This is a genomic window from Porphyromonas endodontalis ATCC 35406 (assembly GCF_000174815.1).
Lineage (GTDB): Bacteria > Bacteroidota > Bacteroidia > Bacteroidales > Porphyromonadaceae > Porphyromonas > Porphyromonas endodontalis.
The window spans coordinates 137,700-156,200 of record NZ_ACNN01000005.1; the positions used below are offsets into that span (position 1 = coordinate 137,700).

The window sequence follows — 18,501 nt, forward strand, 5'->3', positions numbered from 1 at the left end:
GTGTCTATCAACGAATGATACCCTTACCTATCGCTCCATTGCACTCTACAATGAAAACTCCATGCAGATTCTCTAAACCATCGAAGAGAATAGAGTTGTCATTAGTGACTCCGGAGACGATGAGATTACCATTTTCATCGAAGATGTTGACTTTCTTCTGGTAGCCCTGAGGGAGGTTATTCACTTTAATGCTATTCTTCTCAACACTGATGAGAAGTACTCCCTTAGGTTGCTTTTCTATCTCTTTTAATCCGGTGTCAATCCCGGTGTAGTCATAAAAATCGCCATAGGTGTTGCGTGCTACTACCTCCCATTTCTTTTTCAATGCTATTCCCACAGCCTCTTTGGAAACTTTGTTGAGGTCTTCGGGAGTCTTCTCTAAGAATACGCCCCATACACCAATTTCGTCTGTATTAGGTAGGTCGGAGAGGTTATTTGCGATTTCCTTGGTTGCATCAAATCCTAGTTTGTTGCCGGCAATGATAAGGATTCTCAACTTAGGATTCTTAGATATGTCGAGAGTCGTAAAAGATTGGCAATCTTCGATGGAGAGTTGGTTGAGCAGCGGATTTTTTGAGAGATCTAGGCTCTTAAGAGCACTCTTAGAGGCTGTTAGTATCTCAAGTGAAGGACACTTTGTAAGATCCAATTCTGAGATTTTCGTGGTATCTATGCTTAAGCTTACAAGTTGGGGACACTTGCTAACGTCCAAGGTTGTCATCTCTGTATTGCTCCCAACAGCTAAAGATCGTAGTGCAGGCATCTCTTCTGTATGGATTGTTTTAATGGCATTCTTTGAGATGTCAAGAACCTGAATTTTGTCAGTTTTCCCAAACTTGAGATTCTTTACCTTGCTGTTTTTTATGGAGATATTCTCCAAAAGGTCGGTCTGAGATAGATCAAGATCTGGGAGATTACAGTCCCAAGCCTCGAAGACCACTAGCTCTTTGTTGGCCGCTAGGTCCACACTTGAGATAAGGGGGTTGCTTGAGATATTGATGCGGTAGAGATTTGGATTTTTGCTGAAGTCAACAGACTTGATTTGAGGATTCTCGTCTATGTAGATAGTCTCCAGCCGTGGAAGCCCCGATAGATCTACACTTGTCAATTTGTTAGAGGATAGGTATAGCTGTTTGAGCGTGGCGGGGAGCTTGCTGAAATCTAGGGATTGCATTCCGCAACTTATAAAGCTGACATTCTCTAGCGCTTTGTTGGCAGAGAGATCCAAGCCCTGGGGAAAGTCGTTGAGCATAAGAGAGAGTTGCTTGATGCATTGGTTCTCTGCAAATTCTATGTTTTTGACCCGATCCATAGGCGCTACAAACCCTTGGCAGGTACCGTAGATCTTAACAATGTTCCCCTTGAGAGGTATTTTGCCATCTTTGTTCACCTCATTGGCAGGTTTCTTGCCGTAGCCTGCGTCAATTAGGAGGCCCTTGAAGTCCTCTTCAGATCCTGAAAGAGAGAAAGAAATAGACCCCTCATAATTTTCAGCGTCTATAGTGGTCATGGTAATGAGGGGAGTTTGAGCATTTACACAAGTGACACCAGCAAATAATAGCAGTAGGGTGTAAATGAGGGGGAGGAAATGTCGTTTCATCTTTGATTTTTCAATTTAGTTATGCTTTTAGTTGTTTTGCTTCCGCGAAGATAACCAATGATTTTGATTTACTGTCTTGAGTTCGATATTTTCTTTCTATGCTTGTATGTTCCCTCGCTATAAAAGGCAGAGACGATGACAGAGATCGTTTGTCTTCCTTTTATTGGATTGTGGATTTTCTCTCATTCTATCGTCGAAAAGCCCCTCTTGCTCTATTCAGTCCCTTTTGTCCTATTTGCATTATATCAGAAACTATTTGTATCTTTACTCCTAGAGAGGTGGGGCTCACGAAAGAGTTGGTGGCCTCAACTTTCGGTTTGTTAGCACAAAGTGTAAGTATCACCTTATTAATTGGAGAATTGAAGTTATGAAGAGTGAAGTAAAGTTTGGATTAGGTATTGCTATTGGTGTAGCCTTGGGTGCTGCAATAGCTTATTTCTCTGACAAAGAAAAGCGCAATAGCTTTGTCGATGATGTGATGACAACAGCAGACAAGGCTCGTGATAGTGTGGTAGAAGGGTATTACGAAGCAAAGGCAAAGTATAACCAGTACCGCAATAAACTGAAAAAAGAGATCCAAGAAGTAGAAGAGAATATCGACCTCTCTGCCGGAGATCTTGACTAATATAGGGCTATAGCCGGAGCACTCCCCTCTTAGGCATCTAGGTCTTGAGGGAAGTGCTTCTCATAGCTTAGCAGGGTTACTCGGGGTGCATTTTTGAGAATCTTTTTTGAAGGATGTAGCTTCGTGTGTGCTGTTTCTTTCTTTTCTTCTCTTGGAGGAGACGGAGTGTCTCAAAGGGAGGGAACGGGGGAGGTATGGATGGCTTCTGCTTAATTTGATTGATGGAATCGACTTTTAGTTTACGCTCATTTGTTCGCCACTTGATGGTGTACGCAATGGCTCTCTTGCGAAAGTCCGTATTGGATAGTGCCGAGGGGGCTTCGCTGCTCGTTGCCAAGTTGGTAGCTCTACTTATTATATTGCTTATAGTACCTGTCTGTATGGTACTTGTAGCGTTCCTTATTGCCTATCTGATAAGCGACCTACTTGGGGGCAACATTACCCTAGGAGTATTACTTACCCTGTTGCTGTTGATCGGTATAATTGTAGTGGTAAAGGTGTGGTATAAGCCTCTTACTCGTCCTATACGAGACCGAGTAAAAGCTCTTTTTATTGATGCAGCAAATCATTGTAAGTCCTCCAATTTTGAAGATGAGTTGGGGAAAGATTGGGATGAATTAGATCCCTTAGAAGATTCTTTTGATGGCGATGAAGAAGCGTAGTGTAGACGAAGAACTCAAGATGCTACAAGCTGAGGCGGCGCGCGACCTCTCCGTCTCTCGCGCTCGCGTGCAGAGTGAGTGGCGTTGGATCAGCAGCCCGGAAGGAAAAGATGCCATTTGGGAGAGTGTCCGTCGTGATGTGCTACCCCAAGGTTCGTTGGCTCAGTGGATTTTTAGGGTATTTTCCAAAGATAAGGGTCAGCGCGGTAGGCATGCAGCAGGTCATGGTCTAGTCTCCGCGAATATTTTCTCTAGTAGTCTTCTTGGTAAGATGTTACCTGCCTCATGGGCAAAGTACACGCCTCTGGCAATAGAATTGTTTGAGCTTGCTCGCCCCATGCTCGTGACTTCGGCTCTCGCCTTAGGGCGCAGTGTGTTGAGAAAAAGCTTCTCTCGGTTGAATCCCTTCCGAAGAAAAAAGAAATCCAAATAGCTCTTTCCCTTTTTATATCATAAATAAAAACCCCCATCAAACTAAGCTTGACGGGGGTTATTTGTATCTGTGGTAACGTGGGTACTTATGCCAATCCCAAAACTCTCTATCAAGTGGGAGAGTAAGGGATTATTGCTGTCTCTCTTGTTGCTGCGATAGGTACTTCTCGAGTAGTTCGTCTGCAAGATTTACGGTGTCGTTGCAGGGGATGTGTAGCTCAGCCTTTAGGGAGTGGCATTGGGTGGCTCCGAGGCGTGATCTAAACTCTTCGAGTAGAGCTTTAGCTTCGGGGGAGTCCGCTCCGAGTATTTGTGTGGCACTATAGAGAGCACCGCATAGTCCTCCTTCGGCTTTTCCACCGCCCTTTGAGCGGAGAGTTGCCTCTATATCGTCGTCTGTTGCCCGGGTGATTCCTTGATAGGCTTTAGCAATAGTTTGGGCACAATTCCAGTTATTGGGCTTGGCGTGGAAAAAGTCCAAAGCAGATTTGTTCTCTTCGTTTTTCTTCATTTCCTTTAGGTTCATTTGGTTGATCGTTTTCTCTAAACAAAGATAACGAATATGTTCGATTATTGGTCTGATTTATCCAGAAGTCGTTGGGAGCTTCCCTATCATGAATAATGATTTTGTAGTTGTAGTAACTTTCGTCTGTATTCATGATATTACGCATTGTGATGAGCGATTGTACCACTAATAGGATGATGATCACCCAGCGATCGTACAGGTTCCCTTTTTCGTAGAGGTTGGATATGAGTATCGGAAGGAAGAAAAAGGGAAAGTACATAAAGCGATCGGCAACCTGGAAAAACACGAAGGTATTTGTAATGATAGTAGCGAAGAAAAAGGTATTGATGTAGGGGAGAAGATTGCGATCTAGATCGAGTAAATCTTTTTGTCTCCATAGTAAATAGAAGGCTATCAGTGTATTGAAGTAGTACATGATACCCGACCCCAGTCCCTCTTGTGTGTCGTACATTTGCTCAATGTACATGGTATCGAATGGTAAATAGGGGATGGAGAATTGCAGTATAGCTTTGGTAATGATAGGTAGCAGGGTGAGTGAGAGTGCAAACAGAATGCCCATAAATATCCTATTGAAGCGGACAAAGAATAGAGGCACAAGCACGAACATTATTATGGCAGAGGAGTGGGTGAGGTAGGCGAGTAGCAGTACAATAAGCGTCTCTAGGTAGCGTCTATCTCTAAAAAGAGGGATCGAGAAGAGGCATATAGCCTGAGCCATACATTGGCGTACGGTATTGAAGGATTCGAAATAGAGCTTCCAGACCAGTATAAATGTAAGTGCAGCTATGGCAAAGCGATAGCTCTGTTTTTTGTATCCCCAGAGAGTTAGGGGGATGAATAGTGCTGCCACGCCTAGGGTCCATACCGAGAAGTCGAGATGCAAGAAGCGAAGAACTTCGTTGTAAGTCTTCCAAATTTTGGACATATGCTGGGAGTGAGAGGAAAAAACATTCTCAAAAGCATCTTTGTAGATGGGGTAGTCTCTTCCTACCTCAAAGCGCAACCCTAGGAAAAGGATGAGCAGTACCCCTAGGGCAACTATGGGTATTTGCGAGGCATATTTGTCCCTATCGATCGTCCAAATCAAGAAGAATGCGAGCAGGAAGAATAGGGCAAAGAATAGGGCTGAATAGGGCGGCATAGCCTAGGATTATGAGTTTGATTCGGCAAGGAGAGATTGGTAGATCAGATGGTACTCTTCGCTCATGCGAGGGGCAGAGTAGTAACGAATAAATCGTTGCAGGTCACTCTCGGTGTACTGCATTTTGGCAGCGTAGGCGATACTTTGGGCGCACCGCTCAATGCTGTTAGGGGGGAAGAGTGTTTTTTCGAGAGCCGGGAAAGTGCGAGCAAACTCACGAAAAGAGGCAATATCCGAGAGAGCCATCGGGCATTGAGCCAGTGCGGCTTCTACCACGGTAAGCCCGAATCCCTCAGATTGAGAGGCCGACACGTAAACGGTTGCAGCCTGCATATAGGGGACAACGTCCGGCACATTACCCCAAAAAATAGCGTTAATACCGAGCGATTGTGCCAGCGTTTGGTAGTCTTTTTGCTCTTCCCCCTCTCCCAAAAATAGGACAGAGGCTTTTTGCCAGTACTCTTCTTTTGAGGCAAGTTGGGCTAGTGCACGTAGTAGTAGCCCGTGGTTTTTGAGAGGAGATTGCAGCCCAATGGCGAGGATTAAAGGGGCTTCCGGGGCTACTGGTAGAGCCAATTCTTTGCGAAGGGATGCCTTGTCTTCGCACTTTGCTAGCTCTCTGCCCTCTAGGTCAATACCGTTGGCTATACTTGTTGCCAGCCTCGGGAGGGAAAGATTTTCGTTGTAATAGTCGGTAGTGGCGTTGGAGATCCCTATAAGATGATCGAAGTGAACGAGGGCGCGCTTTAGCCTCCACCACATATAACCTCCGACTAGAGCGCCCTTATTAGAGGAGAAGTCTTCTTGGGCACGATTGTGTAGGGTACTTAGCTTGATGAACCTCTCAGGAAGCCGTGCTACCACTAAATCGGGGTGGTAAGTATGGCTGTGAACCAAACGAATTTGCTCTTTGTCGAGGAGATTTTGTAGCTCCTTTGCCACTCGGCAGGTACCCAATTCGAGACGCCAAAGACTCGCATGGAGGGAGACAACTTTGCACCCCCACGATACAAATTTTTGGCGCAATTCATCCCCCTTTCTTGTGGGGGACTGAAGTTCAACTATGAGGGGGCGGTATACATCTCTAGGCAGGTAATGCACTAGAGCTGCAACCACTTTGAGAGGACCTTTGTCTACAATAGAGCTAACAACAATGGCTAGAGGTGTAGGCATATTCTACTATCGGATAACTTTTTTCACTCCTTCGCGCACCTTTAGTAATAACCATCCTAGGTATCCCCAGGGGCGAGTGCTTTGGAGTTTGTAGATACATTTATTTAGAGTACTCTGCGGAAGGCTAGAGAGGAGGCGGTCATACTCAGGGTGGATGCTACGTACTATGGAGTAGTCACGCACGTGTATGCGGTTGAATAGCATCATCTTAATATTGATGTAGGCTCTACCTATGCAGGGGGCAAAATCCTCCTCCTTCTGCTCCTCCAGTAGGTAGTGGGATAGATATTCGAGTACAGCCTCCAAATCTCTCTTTTGCTTCATGTTTATTTTGTGTGTGAGCGAACTTGAGTTCTGCTGTACGTAATGCACAGTGGGAGTATGTAGGTAACCTATCTTATCTACATGGTAAAGAAAGGGGATAAGGGCACGATAATCTTCGAGAAGTGCCAACCCTTCTACAAAACCTCCATTCCACTCTTCCCATTCCTTGCGGCGGATGAGTTTATTCCAGAGGAAGGCGGGTTGTCTCCCCGATAGTATGGCTTGTATGTATTCTCGCCCGGTCTTTATTTCTAAAACTGATTGATGTATTTTTTGTTTGGGGTAGTCTACAACGTAATCACTAATTACTATGGGGCTATCCGTTTGTAGGGCGGTGGCTACCCAATGGCTTACTACTGAGTCGTTATCCCAGTAGTCGTCACTATCGAGAAAAAGTAGGTATTCTCCTGTTGCCAGACCGAGGGCAGTGGCTCGTGTTGCAGCAATGCCTCTATTATGCTCGTGGTGCACGATCTGTACTTTATACCGCTGCGAGTTTTCTTTGGCAATAACCTCTTCTGCTAGAGCGATACTGCGATCGGTGGAGCAGTCGTTGACCAAAATAACCTCCATATTAGGGTAATCTTGCCGGAGTACCGAGTGGAGACACTTCTTTATAAACGCCTCTACGTTGTAGACGGGGATGAGTACGGATACCGAGGGGGTCATGTGTGTTTGCGATGTATTTTAGAGATGAGCATAGAGAACCCTTGCCTAAAGTCGGGATGCAAAAGATAGAGCAGGATGCTGGAGATGAGGGCAAATAGACAAGTGCCCGAGAGTGCCGTCTTGAGCCATCCGAGCCAAGAGGGAGTGGATGCAAAGGAGGTGAGACTCGGCAAGAAATAGGAGAGAGCCCACCCTGCGCCCACTACGAGGAAAAGCTCCGCTCCTTGGCGTAGGTGATACCCCCAGACCGACTTTTTGAAGGCTCGGGAGTAGAGAAAGTAGGGTTTCCAGCCGTAAATCACGACAATGAGGCTTATGTTGATGCCGAGTAGAATACCCGTAATCCCCCACATAGAGCCGAGGAGGATAGACAGCCCAAGATTGAGAATGGCCTCAATCATAGGGGCATAAATATCCTGATACATACCATAGGCGTAGATGAATTGATCGGGAAGACGAGAGAGTTGCAGCAGCATATAAAGCACAAAGAGAAGCAAATCAATCTGCTGAAAGCTGCGCCCCCCTCCAATCCATAGCTCCATGAATCCTTGAGAATACCACAGCATCCCTCCTGCAATTACGAGTGCCATCCAGAGACGGAGGGCATAAAGTTTGCGGAAAACGACCTCTACGCGATTGTTGTCGCCCTCTGTGATAAGGTTCCCGACACTGGCCGTAAGGCCATTGAATATAGCGTAGATTACCCCGCTAATACCCGCGTAGATAACGAGATAGTTCTGGTAAATCGTAACGACGGCAAGCCCTTGGGCACTCGCAAATACGGAAAATATTACGATAGGGGTACTCTGCTGCAGTACAAAGGTGGCTATCTTGTGATAGAAAAGTTGCTTCGTACGGCGTATGATTTCGGGGTAATTACTCCGAACGCAATTCCCCTGTTTGGCATTGGCTTTGAGCCAAGGGTAATCTCGATGGATGAGCCATTCAATAAAAAGAGCTCCCACTACACCGAATAGGAACTCGATGCCGAGCCACCATATATAGGGGGCTGGGAGATAGAGAATCGCCAAGATTTGCAATACCTGCTTGAGTACTCTGGGAAGCTGTATGGCAAGTGTCATCTTGTACTCCTGCTGGTCGCTAGAGAAAATGATTTGCCGGAAATTGAAAAGATATCCCCACAAAGCATTGAATAGCAGCACTACATACGTGGCGTAGGCATACCAAAGGGGGATGCCTTTATCCTTAAAAATAAGGGGGAAGAAGAGGAGTAAGATGCCCGACGCAACGAGCACAATACGAGCTACCCAGCGGTAAAACCACGCTTGTATGGATATAATCTCGCTGACTTGTTGCCGGTCGTTTTGTGCTAGGGGTTGGTAGAGAGCAAAGGCTACTGCCGAAGATAATCCCAGTTCTGCGATATTGAGGAAGCCTAAAATACTCACCAAGGTGGAGTTTAACCCGAGAAGTTCATCCCCCAATACCTGAATAAAATAGCGACGGAAGAAGAAGGCGGCAACGAGTCCGACCATGTAAAACAAAGTAGCATAGCGGGCATTGCGCAGACTATTGGAGGCTCTATCGGTTGCAGACACGAGGTGATCGAAGATTCCTTTCTAGCTTAAACGTACCGCAAAGATACTCTATTGTGCGGTGTTGGCAAGGAAAGTGCGGTATTCGCTCTCGGCGAGCACAACGCATTTTTCTATTGTAAAGCTTATGAGTAATTCGATGATTTCCAATTACGAATCCGTCGAAAGCTCATTACCAATCTAACAGAAGTGTATTAAGATTTTCGGAAAAGTGTATTAAGAATTAGACGAAAGCTCATTACGAATACGCCGATTGGTAATGAGTAACTTGATAATTGCTCACTACCAATCTAGCGAAAGCTCATAAGCTTTCGCTCTAAAGAAAAATGATTTTGGGGTAGAAGGTCCCTTGTTTTCTCCCTAACTTCTCTCCATATTTAGCCCTCAGGAGAGAAGGCTCCGTCTCACGCCTAACCAGCACGATACCTCCCCCTTTGACTCAATATGGTAAATATAGGGGGAGCATACCTGTGGTTCCGGATGTTTTTTGAGGTTACATATCGGGAATTTTTCTAGGGATCGCAAGCTTGGGATTCTTACGGAATGTCCAAGAAATTAGAAGCCAAGGGCGTAAACTTGCACTCCCGTAGAATGTCTGTTGGTGGCTGGTATAAGAGCCCTGCTTTATGTCGGTTATGTCACTTTTCGTGCCCCAAAAGTAGGGAAGTCCGAGGGATAGATAGAGCCGATTGGTCGCCTGCCAAGCAATTTGTATATGGGCTTCTAGCGGATTTTTATAGATGGTTTGGCTGATGGCTGTGTAGTTGCGATTGCGCCATGATAGAGAAGAATAGATGAAGAAGTCGCCAAAATCCCAACGAAAATACCCTTTTACTCCAAACGAACCTTTGGGAGATTGTCCATTAAAGACCTCTGATGTGTAGTAGGTTGTAGCGGAAATTTGAAAGTTTTCACCCGAGTAGTTAGCTCCTATTCCTCCTTCTGTACTTGTATAGGTGCCGTTGTTGCGATACGATTTTATTTGATATTGTCCTTCTTGGCGTACATAGGGCTCTATCATTTTGTTATAGCGATTGTGATCGCCAAAGAGCCAAATACGAAAATCCTCAAAAGTGCAATCATATCCTAAATTGAACTGATGAATTTGCATCGGTACAAGGAACGGGTTCCCCTCCTCCTTAAACCAAGGATTGGTTGATAGATTAAAGGAGACAAGATTGCGGCTTTCGGGAAGGACGTTGGTGAGGTAGTAACTCCCTCGTAGTGATTGATAGTGTGGCAATTTAAGGGTTAGACTTACAGCAGCACGTGGTCTCCAATAGGAGTGATTCTTATCAGCTGCCTTCACAGCTAAGCCCTGTAGCCCGAGAGAGGCCATGTAGTATAATTTCCCCCACTGATTGCTATAGGTTGCGTGAGTGTAGTTGCTCCAAAGCCCTACGTGGGCTGTTAGAGCGGGCGATATGCCTTGGTTTGTTACCTTGTCTTGGGTGTATTCTAGGTTATTCCCAATAGCCAAGGAGCCAAACGATTGCTTTCCCGATTCGTAGTCGATAGAGAGCGCATACTGTTTGCGTAGCGTTGCAAGGTCTACAAGGTAGGAGGATTGGTCTTTGTCGTAGCTCTCTTGATAGTTTTGATATTGGTCATAGAATCCATGGTTGTACTTGAAAAATGTGGAGAGTGTACTCTGGTTCTGAAATGTATGCTCGTGGAAAAGAGAAGCTAGTATCCCCCCATCCAATACACTATTGTTGTCTGTAGTTTTGAGAGAAGATGCTTTTCCCAATGTTGTATATGTACCCTCTTGCTTCCCCTCTGTGCGCTTTCTTGATGTTTTAGCCTTGATGAGTGCTGAGAAATAATCAGAAGGAGAGGGGACCCATTTGAGCAATAAATGCCCATCTATTCCTCTTGATTTTGCACTTGAGAAGCCCGATAGGCTTTTCTCTTCTTGCCCCATCTGCTCTTTACTTACGTAGCGAATACGATCGTTGGTAAGGTAGTCTACAAAAGCCCCTCCTGCTACAGCAAAGGTCTTCTTTCCAAGTTCAAAGTTAGCTCCTGCGAAGCCCTCTCTCGGAGGGATGTCGTGCCTTGTGCGAAGATCTACATACGAGTAAAAAGGAATATCCTTGCGGAGACGAATGTTCACAATTTTGGTAACACCCATCTGCAGGTAACGAGCACTTACCACTTCGGAGACCTCTACGGTTTCGATAGTCTCGGGATGTATCGGTTGTATCCCAGAGTTTACAAGATGACCGTCTACCAATATTAGAGGGGACTCGCCGGTGCGCATCTTGACACTCTGAGAGCTGATGTCAACTTGTAGTAAGGGTATTTCTGAGAGAGCTCTAAAAGGATCTCCTGATGCTTTTGCCTTTTTCGATAGTTTGAATATCTCTCCTGTGGCAGTTACTTTGGGACTTACTTTCCCCGTAATTACCACCTCTCCCAATGCTACCGCAGGTTTGTCCAAAAAGATGTTGAGTGTGCTGTCCGTAGAGAAGAACCGCTCCATTTCGAATGTTTCGTAGCTAGAGCTTGCTAGTTGGACGCTATAAAGTCCGGCTTTGGGGAGTATGAGGTCGGTCGTTTGTGCCTTGATTATCGAAAAGTGTACCACAGAATCGCCTTCTTGTACAAGTAACTCGCCGCTCTCTAGTGGGTGATGATCCCAGGTTTTTATGTCAAGATGCAATTTGATTTGCCCGAAAAGAGCAGAGCTCTCCAACAGAAAAAGGAGAGTTAGGAGAATGATTCGCTTAAAATTCCCTGCAGTTGTCATAGGTCGAATATAATTAGAGGGTATGTCCTAATTCGGTTTGTTTGCTTTGTAGATGAGGATGATCCCCTTTATGGTGAGGAGGATTGGCACGAGGACTGTCACTAAAAGGAACCAGATTGGTATCCTCTCCATCGAAAATAGAGAAAACCCAATAATCAATAAGAAGAGGAGTAAAATGAATATCCTTAGCTCGTTGAGAAGGCGGAAGGTTGCTCGGAGGACAAGCTCGCGATTCTCTTCTCGAATCTCGAATGGGTAATTGTAAAATCGAGGATTTATTTTACCCACAAAGTAGAGTATAAGCTGGAGTGAGACGAGAATACCATAAAGCTCCCACAGAAATGCTTTGGGAGAGAGGGCATCCACTTTCCCATTCAAGCCGTAGTGGCTGGGCACCTCCGTGGGGATAGAGGGGTAGTACCAGCCGAGGGCAACGGCAGCCAAAAGAAGTATCATTAGGATGGAGGAATCAGTTTTATTCCAAGCTCTCATGCCAAAATAACGTTCTATTCAGTTTGCTGATTTTGCAGTCTTTCTGCTCATCTCTTAACTGAGTTGCAGCGCAAATATACTATAAATATCGATAACATTTTGGAGGAAACGTTTCCTCAGTATAGGCATAATGCTTCACTCATTTTCATCAGGTGCTTCAAATTTGAAGCCGTGAGTGGCACTCACGAGTTCAACACCTTCTTGCTTTAACTTACAGAAAATCGCAGCAAGCGAGGGGGCTTACTGCGATTTGTCGTGTGTGAGATGCCAAGAGGATTTACTTCAACCTCTTCAGAACAAATCCATACTGATTTACAGCGTATTGCAATTACATGGTACAAATATGATTTCTGAAATCGATTACAAACATTCGGTTATATTGTCTTCATTGCTCTGCTTTTTCAAGTTCTATTCGAGCTGTGAGTTCTTCTTGGTATGTGGTCATAAACTTGTTTAAGTCCATAAAAGCATACCCAACCAAACGATAGAACAGATTCTTGTATTCTATCTTTTCTGTTGCAGTGAATAGAGTTTTACCACCTTCCATCGGTTCAAATGTAGCTTGCCAGTTTCCTATGAACATTTTACTATCCATCTCAAAACTGTAGAAAGAGTGTAGTCTCTTCTCAAGTGTCTTGAATCGGATAGTTGCGCCATTGGCAGTCTCTTCCCATTCTTCAATATCCCCTTGGGTACGGATGATATCCAAATCATCCAAAGATCTTCTGTAATGCCATTCTTGATTGTTGGTCACGATAGCAAAAACGACATCAACAGGGGCATTCAAAATGCACTGTTTTGTCTTCGTTCTGATTCTCGGAAGGAGTGCTCCTGCGAGCACGACATCCAATACAAGCAATAAAAGACCGCTCAATATTATGTACAATACCTTCTTCACATTCTATTTGAGTATTATCCACTTTCCAGCCTTTGTAGAGCCTTCGTGCTTGATGAGTCCTTGCTTAGTCATATTCTTAATCTGATATTTAATGCCATCAAGAGTGATGCCGATAGATTGAGCTAACTCCTTTTGAGTAATTTCAGGCTTTGCCTGAATAGCTGCTAAAATTCTTTCTTGGGTAGTTTCTTGGGTAGTTTCTTGGGTAGTTTCTCCTCCAAAGCCTTCTTCAAAATACTTTTGAGTGGCGTTCTCAACTACTCGAAAAGCTGTGATCAATGAAAAATCAAAAGAGGCTTGCCCATTACCGTTTTCTTCCAATTCCTTCTGAACTCGGTAGACTCCACGGCTGAATCGGTTTACATAGCCCAGGACTTTCATTGCTTCGGCAATAAAGGGGTTGCGATAATCGCTCACATTTGGGAAATTGTCGGGACTAACCTTGCCATATAATCCGCCAGGGTTTTGGATCTCGATGCGGTCGTCGTACTCATAAAACTGAATAGGAGCGTTACCCTCGTAATCCCTGTGCATAATGGCATTCATCAACAACTCTCGAGTAGCCCAATATGGGTACTTGGAAACTGTTTCTTCCCGAAGTACACTTACGGGAATGGGACGCTTTTGTGAGATACTTGTCTCGACAAAAGCATCAATCTTAGGCAATACACGGCAAAGATTACCGCTAAACTTATATTCGTTAAGAATATCACCCGCACGATCCTTACCCTTGAAGCGAACATATTGAATATACGCCCCATGTACGTGTCGCTCAGGATTCTTTCCGAACAGGGCAATTGCCCCATTAGTCGGACAGTTATAACGCAAGTCATATAAGCCAAGGGAGGCGAGTTGATCCGTAATATCTCGTTTGTCCTCAGCGAGAATATCCTCTGCCACAGCCTTGGGCAAAAACTCCTTACGAATGAGGGCTACATCCAAATCGTCAATGCTCGTTCCCAAACGAGGCATTGCGTCAAAGGTATGAACGTTGGAAAGCCGCCTTTCTGTGAGTATCTTTTCTTCTGCCACTGTTGCAGTGCTCTTCCGAGGACCGACACGCACCCAAACACGACCACGATAACGTACAGGAGGAAATTCAGAAGGCTGAACTTCAGCCACCAATACATCCCCTTCATCAAAATGGAACTTCTCTACGGTCATGGTGGGCTGAGGGAGAATGTTGCCATCCGTCCGAATATTGGCAATCTGCAATAAAAGTTTATCATCGACCTGCAAGCCTGATAACTCTCCATTATCCTTGGCTCCGATAATCAGATAACCATTCTTGACACTCCCCGACATATCATTTGAAAAAGCACATATTGCCTGACAAAACTTATCCATATTGCCAGTCGACTCTGTCCTCTCAATATTGTAGCTCTCAGTGTCCGAGAGCATTTGTAGAAGTTCCTTCTTAGTGACCATGTTGCTTATTGAATTATTTCATATTCGAGATAAATTTGTCGACCTCTGCTTCATCTTGCATTAAATTAATTAGGATATCTCTAACTGATAACTTAGATTGTTTGCCACACATATCTTGACGTATTGTCAGCATGAAGGACAAAAAGGCTCCTATTACTTCTTTCTGATTACTTGGAGCCTTTGAAGATTTAGTGAGGAATGAATTAAAAGCATAGAAAACAGCATCTGAGCCATACATGAATATATCCTTTTTGGAGTCAATCATTTTATCCATTATGGACTTGTTGGCAACTCGTTTATCATTCTTTGTATCTTTCAATATACCAAAGAATACAGAAACAACATCAGCATAAGCCTTGTATTTTTTATCTGACAGCTGATTCTCCATTATTTTTATCCGTTCAGTTTTTCTGTAAATTATCCATCCCAATATCGTACAGATTATAGGAAGTAAGGCAGATAAAATTTTATAAACCCAATCGTTCATAATCACAACCCTTTCGGAACTAGACCTAAATTATTGATAGACTCATTTACAAACTGAAGAGACTCGTGTATTCTTAACACTTCCTCATAATCCCAAAATCGAACTTCATCCTTTATGGGTAAGGCTGCTATCTCCCTTTTTATTCTTTCGATTTGCTTTTGGTCTGTTACGGCGACTATTCCCTGAACAGCCTTATTGTTTTTAGATTTCATCAGATTGAGGATAAGACTATCAATAGAACCTGCAGTTTGAACTTCAAAAACATAGATGACACGCCCCATATTACCAATGGTAACTTCCCAAACAGCATCCACAACCGCTCCATCTGCAACTTTCTTCTCTACTTCGGCTTTAAAACCCAGGCATCTGCCAATTTCTGCAACTTTGTCCCTAATATCATTATGTATAAAAGTTGCTTCTTTCGTAGAAGTCGGTAATAGCTCCTTGTCTTCCTGCTTTGATGTTGCTGCAGATTCTTTTGTTTCTTCCTGTAACTCCTGCCAAATAAAAGAATTAAGCGTAAGCATATCCGTCACGATCGTATTCTCTGGGCACTTGATCTCGCTGATAATCTGCCTCCCGATTTTACATAATTTGGAATATTCATGCCCGTTCAATCGGGCTTCAAATCTCGGCAAATTAGCAACTTCAAGCGCAGAGAATCCATTGTAGGTTTTCTTGTTCCACAGAAGAAACAAGTCAGGATATGTTTTGCAGAGTAATTCGCTCATAATTGCAGGACCAATCCCTTTAACTTTGGAACGAAATTCATCCCACCGCTTTTCAATAGGAGACGTGCCATAAACCAAATTGGCAAACTGCTTGCGGAGTAAGTCCATTCCATTAGCTTCTATGATATTATCTATCTGATAATGTTTGTTGCCCCACATAGCCATCGCCCAAAGAGGAGCGATATAATCATAGAGCTGCTCCTCCGACATACCTAATAGCACGTCCCTCGTGAAATTGCGAGTATGGAAAGCAAGTTCTTCACGTTCTCTATGTTCAAGCATAGCCTGCGTTTTGTTCTCAGCGGACCATTTTTGGTATTCTGTCAATGCTTTAAGTAGAATCTGTTTGTTCATTATCTTTGGGTATGGTATTTATAAATGGATGAGTTAACCTTTTTATCTATCAGCATATTTTTTTAGATCATACAAACATAGAAGACGCCTATTTTTTGTCTCTAGTTTCTCCTTTACTGGTAGACTTTTCAAGTATGTTTCAACGCCTTCTAGGGAAATTTGTCCGTTGTTTACAGAATTCATTATCGCCTGATGCTTATATGACTCTGCAATAGTATCATCATTTATTATTGCTTCAATAGAAGTGTGTCCGTTTTGACGGTCTCTACATTTTCTTTCGATATACTCCTCAATATTCCTCTTTTGATTCCTTTTTTTTGCATCAACCTCATCAATATCATGACAAACTGTAGAAAATCCGCAAAAAGGGAAATACTGAGAGGATAAAATCTTCTGTTTATTTATTTGGGATATCAATGCTTCGTTCGCTTCTTCTATGATATTGAAATAACTTTGAATCATTTCGTTTGCCGTAAAAAACTGATACTGTATGGTCTTGGATGTTCCTATTGCCAAGATTTTGTCACTATTCCTCATCTCGTCTAAGTTTTCCGTTATCATAACTTTGATTCCCCCTCCTTCTGTACTCCCATAGTATATATCCTTGACTACAGATTGAACTTTCCGTATATCCATCGCAGAAATAGGCAAGGAAATATTAGCTAAAGCCCGATATAGAGCAGAATAGTCGTCTGTTTTTAGTTTGTTTATCCGAATATTCCCTTTCTTGGTTTCTATATCATGTTGAGTAACTTCTCTATTAATAGAATTAGCATCATATTCAACTAATAAAAAATTTCTTCTTACTTTTTCAGCTTCTTCCGTGTTCAGTGTTACATAGGAGAAAATTGTTTCGAGAACTTTTTTTATATTATCATCTCCAATAGCGTATCCTATAAAAATTACAGGATTGTGAATAAAAATAGAGAGCATTTGTGCCCGGATCAACTCATACCGCTCTTCAAACATTTTGTAATCATTCTCCGTAATGATAATCTTACTAATGTCATTAATGCATCCGTGAATCTTATAGACAGAACCATATGGATTGCTCAGTAAAATATCATTTCCAACTAAAGGATTAAACTCAAAAAGCTCTTCAATTAACGAATCATAATTCGTTGTGATTACAGATCCTATATTTTTTCTTGTCTTTTTTAATTCACCTAATTCCCCTTCTTTTTCTATTTTTTTATTTCCTGATTTTAATAACTCTGCAATGTATATCTTAAAACGACTTAGACATACATTTTCTCGCATTTTTTCGTAGAATAGATCATTTATCTCCCTAAAATTCCCGTTTCTATCTTGTTCGAGAGCTTTGTTGAATTCTTCTTCAAGCAAAGTAGCAACCTTGGGGAAGGAACAGATATTTTGAGCATCTGTACATCTAGCCTTTATGTCTAAATATCTCTCATCACTCCTCCATAAATCTACAGCGATCCTACGTAATAATTCATCCCACGTGTAAGAGCTTTCAAGATATCTACGAGAGATTCCTGTTCCGACAAACAAAACTGGATAATTCTTATATTGACTAACAAAATCATTAATATTCATACTCCTAAGATTAGTTATTATCATTTAATTCAAAAAGCAACTCTTTAACCTCCACATCCAATATCTCCGCAATCTGGAAGAGGGTTTCGAGGCTGGGTTGGCGGCGATTGCAGACGTAGGAATTGACAATGCTGAAGCTTTTGCCGAGTTTTTCGGCAAGCCAGGTTTGCTTGATGCCCTTCTCCTCAAGCACTTCTTTTATTCGATTCATGGGTTTATCCATCGCGTTCAATGTTCTTTTGATAGCGCAAAGATATGAAATGAAATAGCATAGAAAAAGGGAATGAGGATTTATTTTTCTCATTCCCTTGAGTCTTTTTGAACTTCAACTTACAGGAAATCGCAGCAAGCGAGGGGGGCTTACTGCGATTTGTCGTGTGTGAGATGCCAAGAGCGGATTTACTTCACCTCCTCAAGGTAAATTCCTTTATTCTTTTGTCTTTTAAGTGTGATACGACAGATGGGGCTTAGTGTATAAAAGAGCCAGCAGGCTTATTCCCCTTGCAGCTTTCTCCAGTCTTCTAATGTGAGTTTCGTGAAATGTTCTGTGCGAAATTCATTCAATAATGGAACAGCTTTGTCGTGCTCTGTGTGGCTGTAAGTAAATCCGCATTTCTCTTGTGCACGCCTTGATTTTTCATTTCCGTCAAAATAACCACACCAAACGGCAGTCTGCTTTAGATCATCAAAAGCATATCGAAGTAGCTCATTTACAGCTTCGGGTATCAAACCCTGTCCCCAAAATGGCTCTCCAATCCAGAAGCCTATTTCGCACTCGGTATCTGCCATATTTGCAGAGTGAATTTCACTTCTTGAGGTCATTATTCCAATACTGCCGACCGCCTCGCCCGTTTCTTTTAATACAACGGCATAGCTTTCGGGAGCCGAGAGTATCGACTTTATTACCTCAAGGCTATCCTCAACACTCGTGTGTGGAGGCCAGCCTGCTATGGAGCCGATATTCGGATTCTGGGCATACTTATAGAGAGCTTCGGCATCACTTTCTTGCCATGGTCTTAAAATCAGACGTTCTGTTTGTAACTCCATACCTTATTCATATTAAACTTCAACTTACAGAAAATCGCAGCAAG

Annotated in this window: 18 protein-coding genes; 3 read left to right on the plus strand and 15 right to left on the minus strand. The window is 43.2% G+C overall.

Going from position 1 to position 18,501, the window contains the following annotated elements:
• Positions 1 to 7 precede the first annotated feature (7 nt).
• The gene (locus tag POREN0001_RS00730) at positions 8 to 1,600 is read right to left on the minus strand and encodes a leucine-rich repeat domain-containing protein (RefSeq protein ID WP_004332061.1); all 1,593 of its coding nucleotides are present in this window, start codon (positions 1,598 to 1,600) and stop codon (positions 8 to 10) included.
• A 367-nt stretch (positions 1,601 to 1,967) separates the two neighbouring features.
• Here POREN0001_RS00730 and POREN0001_RS00740 point away from each other — a divergent pair, with 367 nt between their 5' ends.
• From POREN0001_RS00740 to POREN0001_RS00750, 3 genes are all read left to right on the plus strand, one after another.
• Positions 1,968 to 2,225: a YtxH domain-containing protein gene (locus tag POREN0001_RS00740; RefSeq protein ID WP_004332155.1), complete on the plus strand. Its 258-nt coding sequence runs from the start codon at positions 1,968 to 1,970 to the stop codon at positions 2,223 to 2,225.
• Between the two features lie 221 nt (positions 2,226 to 2,446).
• Complete coding sequence (locus POREN0001_RS00745) at positions 2,447 to 2,887, plus strand: hypothetical protein (protein WP_147286663.1); 441 nt, start codon at positions 2,447 to 2,449, stop codon at positions 2,885 to 2,887.
• The gene (locus POREN0001_RS00750; RefSeq protein WP_004332183.1) at positions 2,868 to 3,320 is read left to right on the plus strand and encodes a hypothetical protein; all 453 of its coding nucleotides are present in this window, start codon (positions 2,868 to 2,870) and stop codon (positions 3,318 to 3,320) included. Before POREN0001_RS00745 ends, POREN0001_RS00750 begins: the two co-directional genes overlap by 20 nt.
• Before the next feature lie 129 nt (positions 3,321 to 3,449).
• Here the strand turns inward: POREN0001_RS00750 and POREN0001_RS00755 are convergent, their stop codons facing one another.
• The 14 genes from POREN0001_RS00755 to POREN0001_RS00820 all read right to left on the minus strand — a co-directional run bounded on the left by POREN0001_RS00755 (position 3,450) and on the right by POREN0001_RS00820 (position 18,457).
• The gene (locus POREN0001_RS00755; protein ID WP_115321280.1) at positions 3,450 to 3,830 is read right to left on the minus strand and encodes a C-GCAxxG-C-C family (seleno)protein; all 381 of its coding nucleotides are present in this window, start codon (positions 3,828 to 3,830) and stop codon (positions 3,450 to 3,452) included.
• A complete protein-coding gene (locus POREN0001_RS00760) occupies positions 3,772 to 4,986 on the minus strand; it encodes an EpsG family protein (protein ID WP_004332047.1) in 1,215 nt (404 codons plus the stop codon). Before POREN0001_RS00760 ends, POREN0001_RS00755 begins: the two co-directional genes overlap by 59 nt.
• Positions 4,987 to 4,995: 9 nt before the next feature.
• On the minus strand, positions 4,996 to 6,159 hold the full coding sequence (locus POREN0001_RS00765; protein WP_004332246.1) for a glycosyltransferase: 1,164 nt from the start codon (positions 6,157 to 6,159) through the stop codon (positions 4,996 to 4,998).
• A gap of 6 nt (positions 6,160 to 6,165) precedes the next feature.
• Positions 6,166 to 7,152, minus strand: a complete 987-nt coding sequence (locus tag POREN0001_RS00770; protein WP_004332222.1) for a glycosyltransferase family 2 protein — start codon at positions 7,150 to 7,152, stop codon at positions 6,166 to 6,168.
• The gene (locus POREN0001_RS00775; protein WP_004332016.1) at positions 7,149 to 8,711 is read right to left on the minus strand and encodes a lipopolysaccharide biosynthesis protein; all 1,563 of its coding nucleotides are present in this window, start codon (positions 8,709 to 8,711) and stop codon (positions 7,149 to 7,151) included. Before POREN0001_RS00775 ends, POREN0001_RS00770 begins: the two co-directional genes overlap by 4 nt.
• A 490-nt stretch (positions 8,712 to 9,201) precedes the next feature.
• Positions 9,202 to 11,460: a TonB-dependent receptor gene (locus tag POREN0001_RS00780; RefSeq protein WP_004332090.1), complete on the minus strand. Its 2,259-nt coding sequence runs from the start codon at positions 11,458 to 11,460 to the stop codon at positions 9,202 to 9,204.
• A gap of 27 nt (positions 11,461 to 11,487) precedes the next feature.
• Complete coding sequence (locus POREN0001_RS00785) at positions 11,488 to 11,952, minus strand: DUF1648 domain-containing protein (protein WP_004332171.1); 465 nt, start codon at positions 11,950 to 11,952, stop codon at positions 11,488 to 11,490.
• Positions 11,953 to 12,337: 385 nt separating this feature from the next.
• The gene (locus POREN0001_RS00790) at positions 12,338 to 12,850 is read right to left on the minus strand and encodes an SRPBCC family protein (RefSeq protein ID WP_224208866.1); all 513 of its coding nucleotides are present in this window, start codon (positions 12,848 to 12,850) and stop codon (positions 12,338 to 12,340) included.
• A 3-nt stretch (positions 12,851 to 12,853) separates the two neighbouring features.
• Positions 12,854 to 14,278, minus strand: coding sequence for an RNA-binding domain-containing protein (locus POREN0001_RS00795; RefSeq protein WP_004332066.1), 1,425 nt, complete (start codon positions 14,276 to 14,278; stop codon positions 12,854 to 12,856).
• 13 nt (positions 14,279 to 14,291) lie between these two features.
• Positions 14,292 to 14,765, minus strand: coding sequence for a hypothetical protein (locus POREN0001_RS00800; protein ID WP_040579908.1), 474 nt, complete (start codon positions 14,763 to 14,765; stop codon positions 14,292 to 14,294).
• A 2-nt stretch (positions 14,766 to 14,767) separates the two neighbouring features.
• Positions 14,768 to 15,850 (minus strand): hypothetical protein, encoded by a 1,083-nt coding sequence (locus POREN0001_RS00805; RefSeq protein WP_004332010.1) that lies wholly within the window; start codon positions 15,848 to 15,850, stop codon positions 14,768 to 14,770.
• A 42-nt stretch (positions 15,851 to 15,892) separates the two neighbouring features.
• Positions 15,893 to 17,410, minus strand: coding sequence for an SIR2 family protein (locus tag POREN0001_RS00810; RefSeq protein ID WP_004332295.1), 1,518 nt, complete (start codon positions 17,408 to 17,410; stop codon positions 15,893 to 15,895).
• A 10-nt stretch (positions 17,411 to 17,420) separates the two neighbouring features.
• Complete coding sequence (locus tag POREN0001_RS00815) at positions 17,421 to 17,633, minus strand: helix-turn-helix domain-containing protein (protein ID WP_004332174.1); 213 nt, start codon at positions 17,631 to 17,633, stop codon at positions 17,421 to 17,423.
• Positions 17,634 to 17,902: 269 nt separating this feature from the next.
• Complete coding sequence (locus POREN0001_RS00820) at positions 17,903 to 18,457, minus strand: GNAT family N-acetyltransferase (protein ID WP_004332027.1); 555 nt, start codon at positions 18,455 to 18,457, stop codon at positions 17,903 to 17,905.
• Positions 18,458 to 18,501 lie beyond the last annotated feature (44 nt).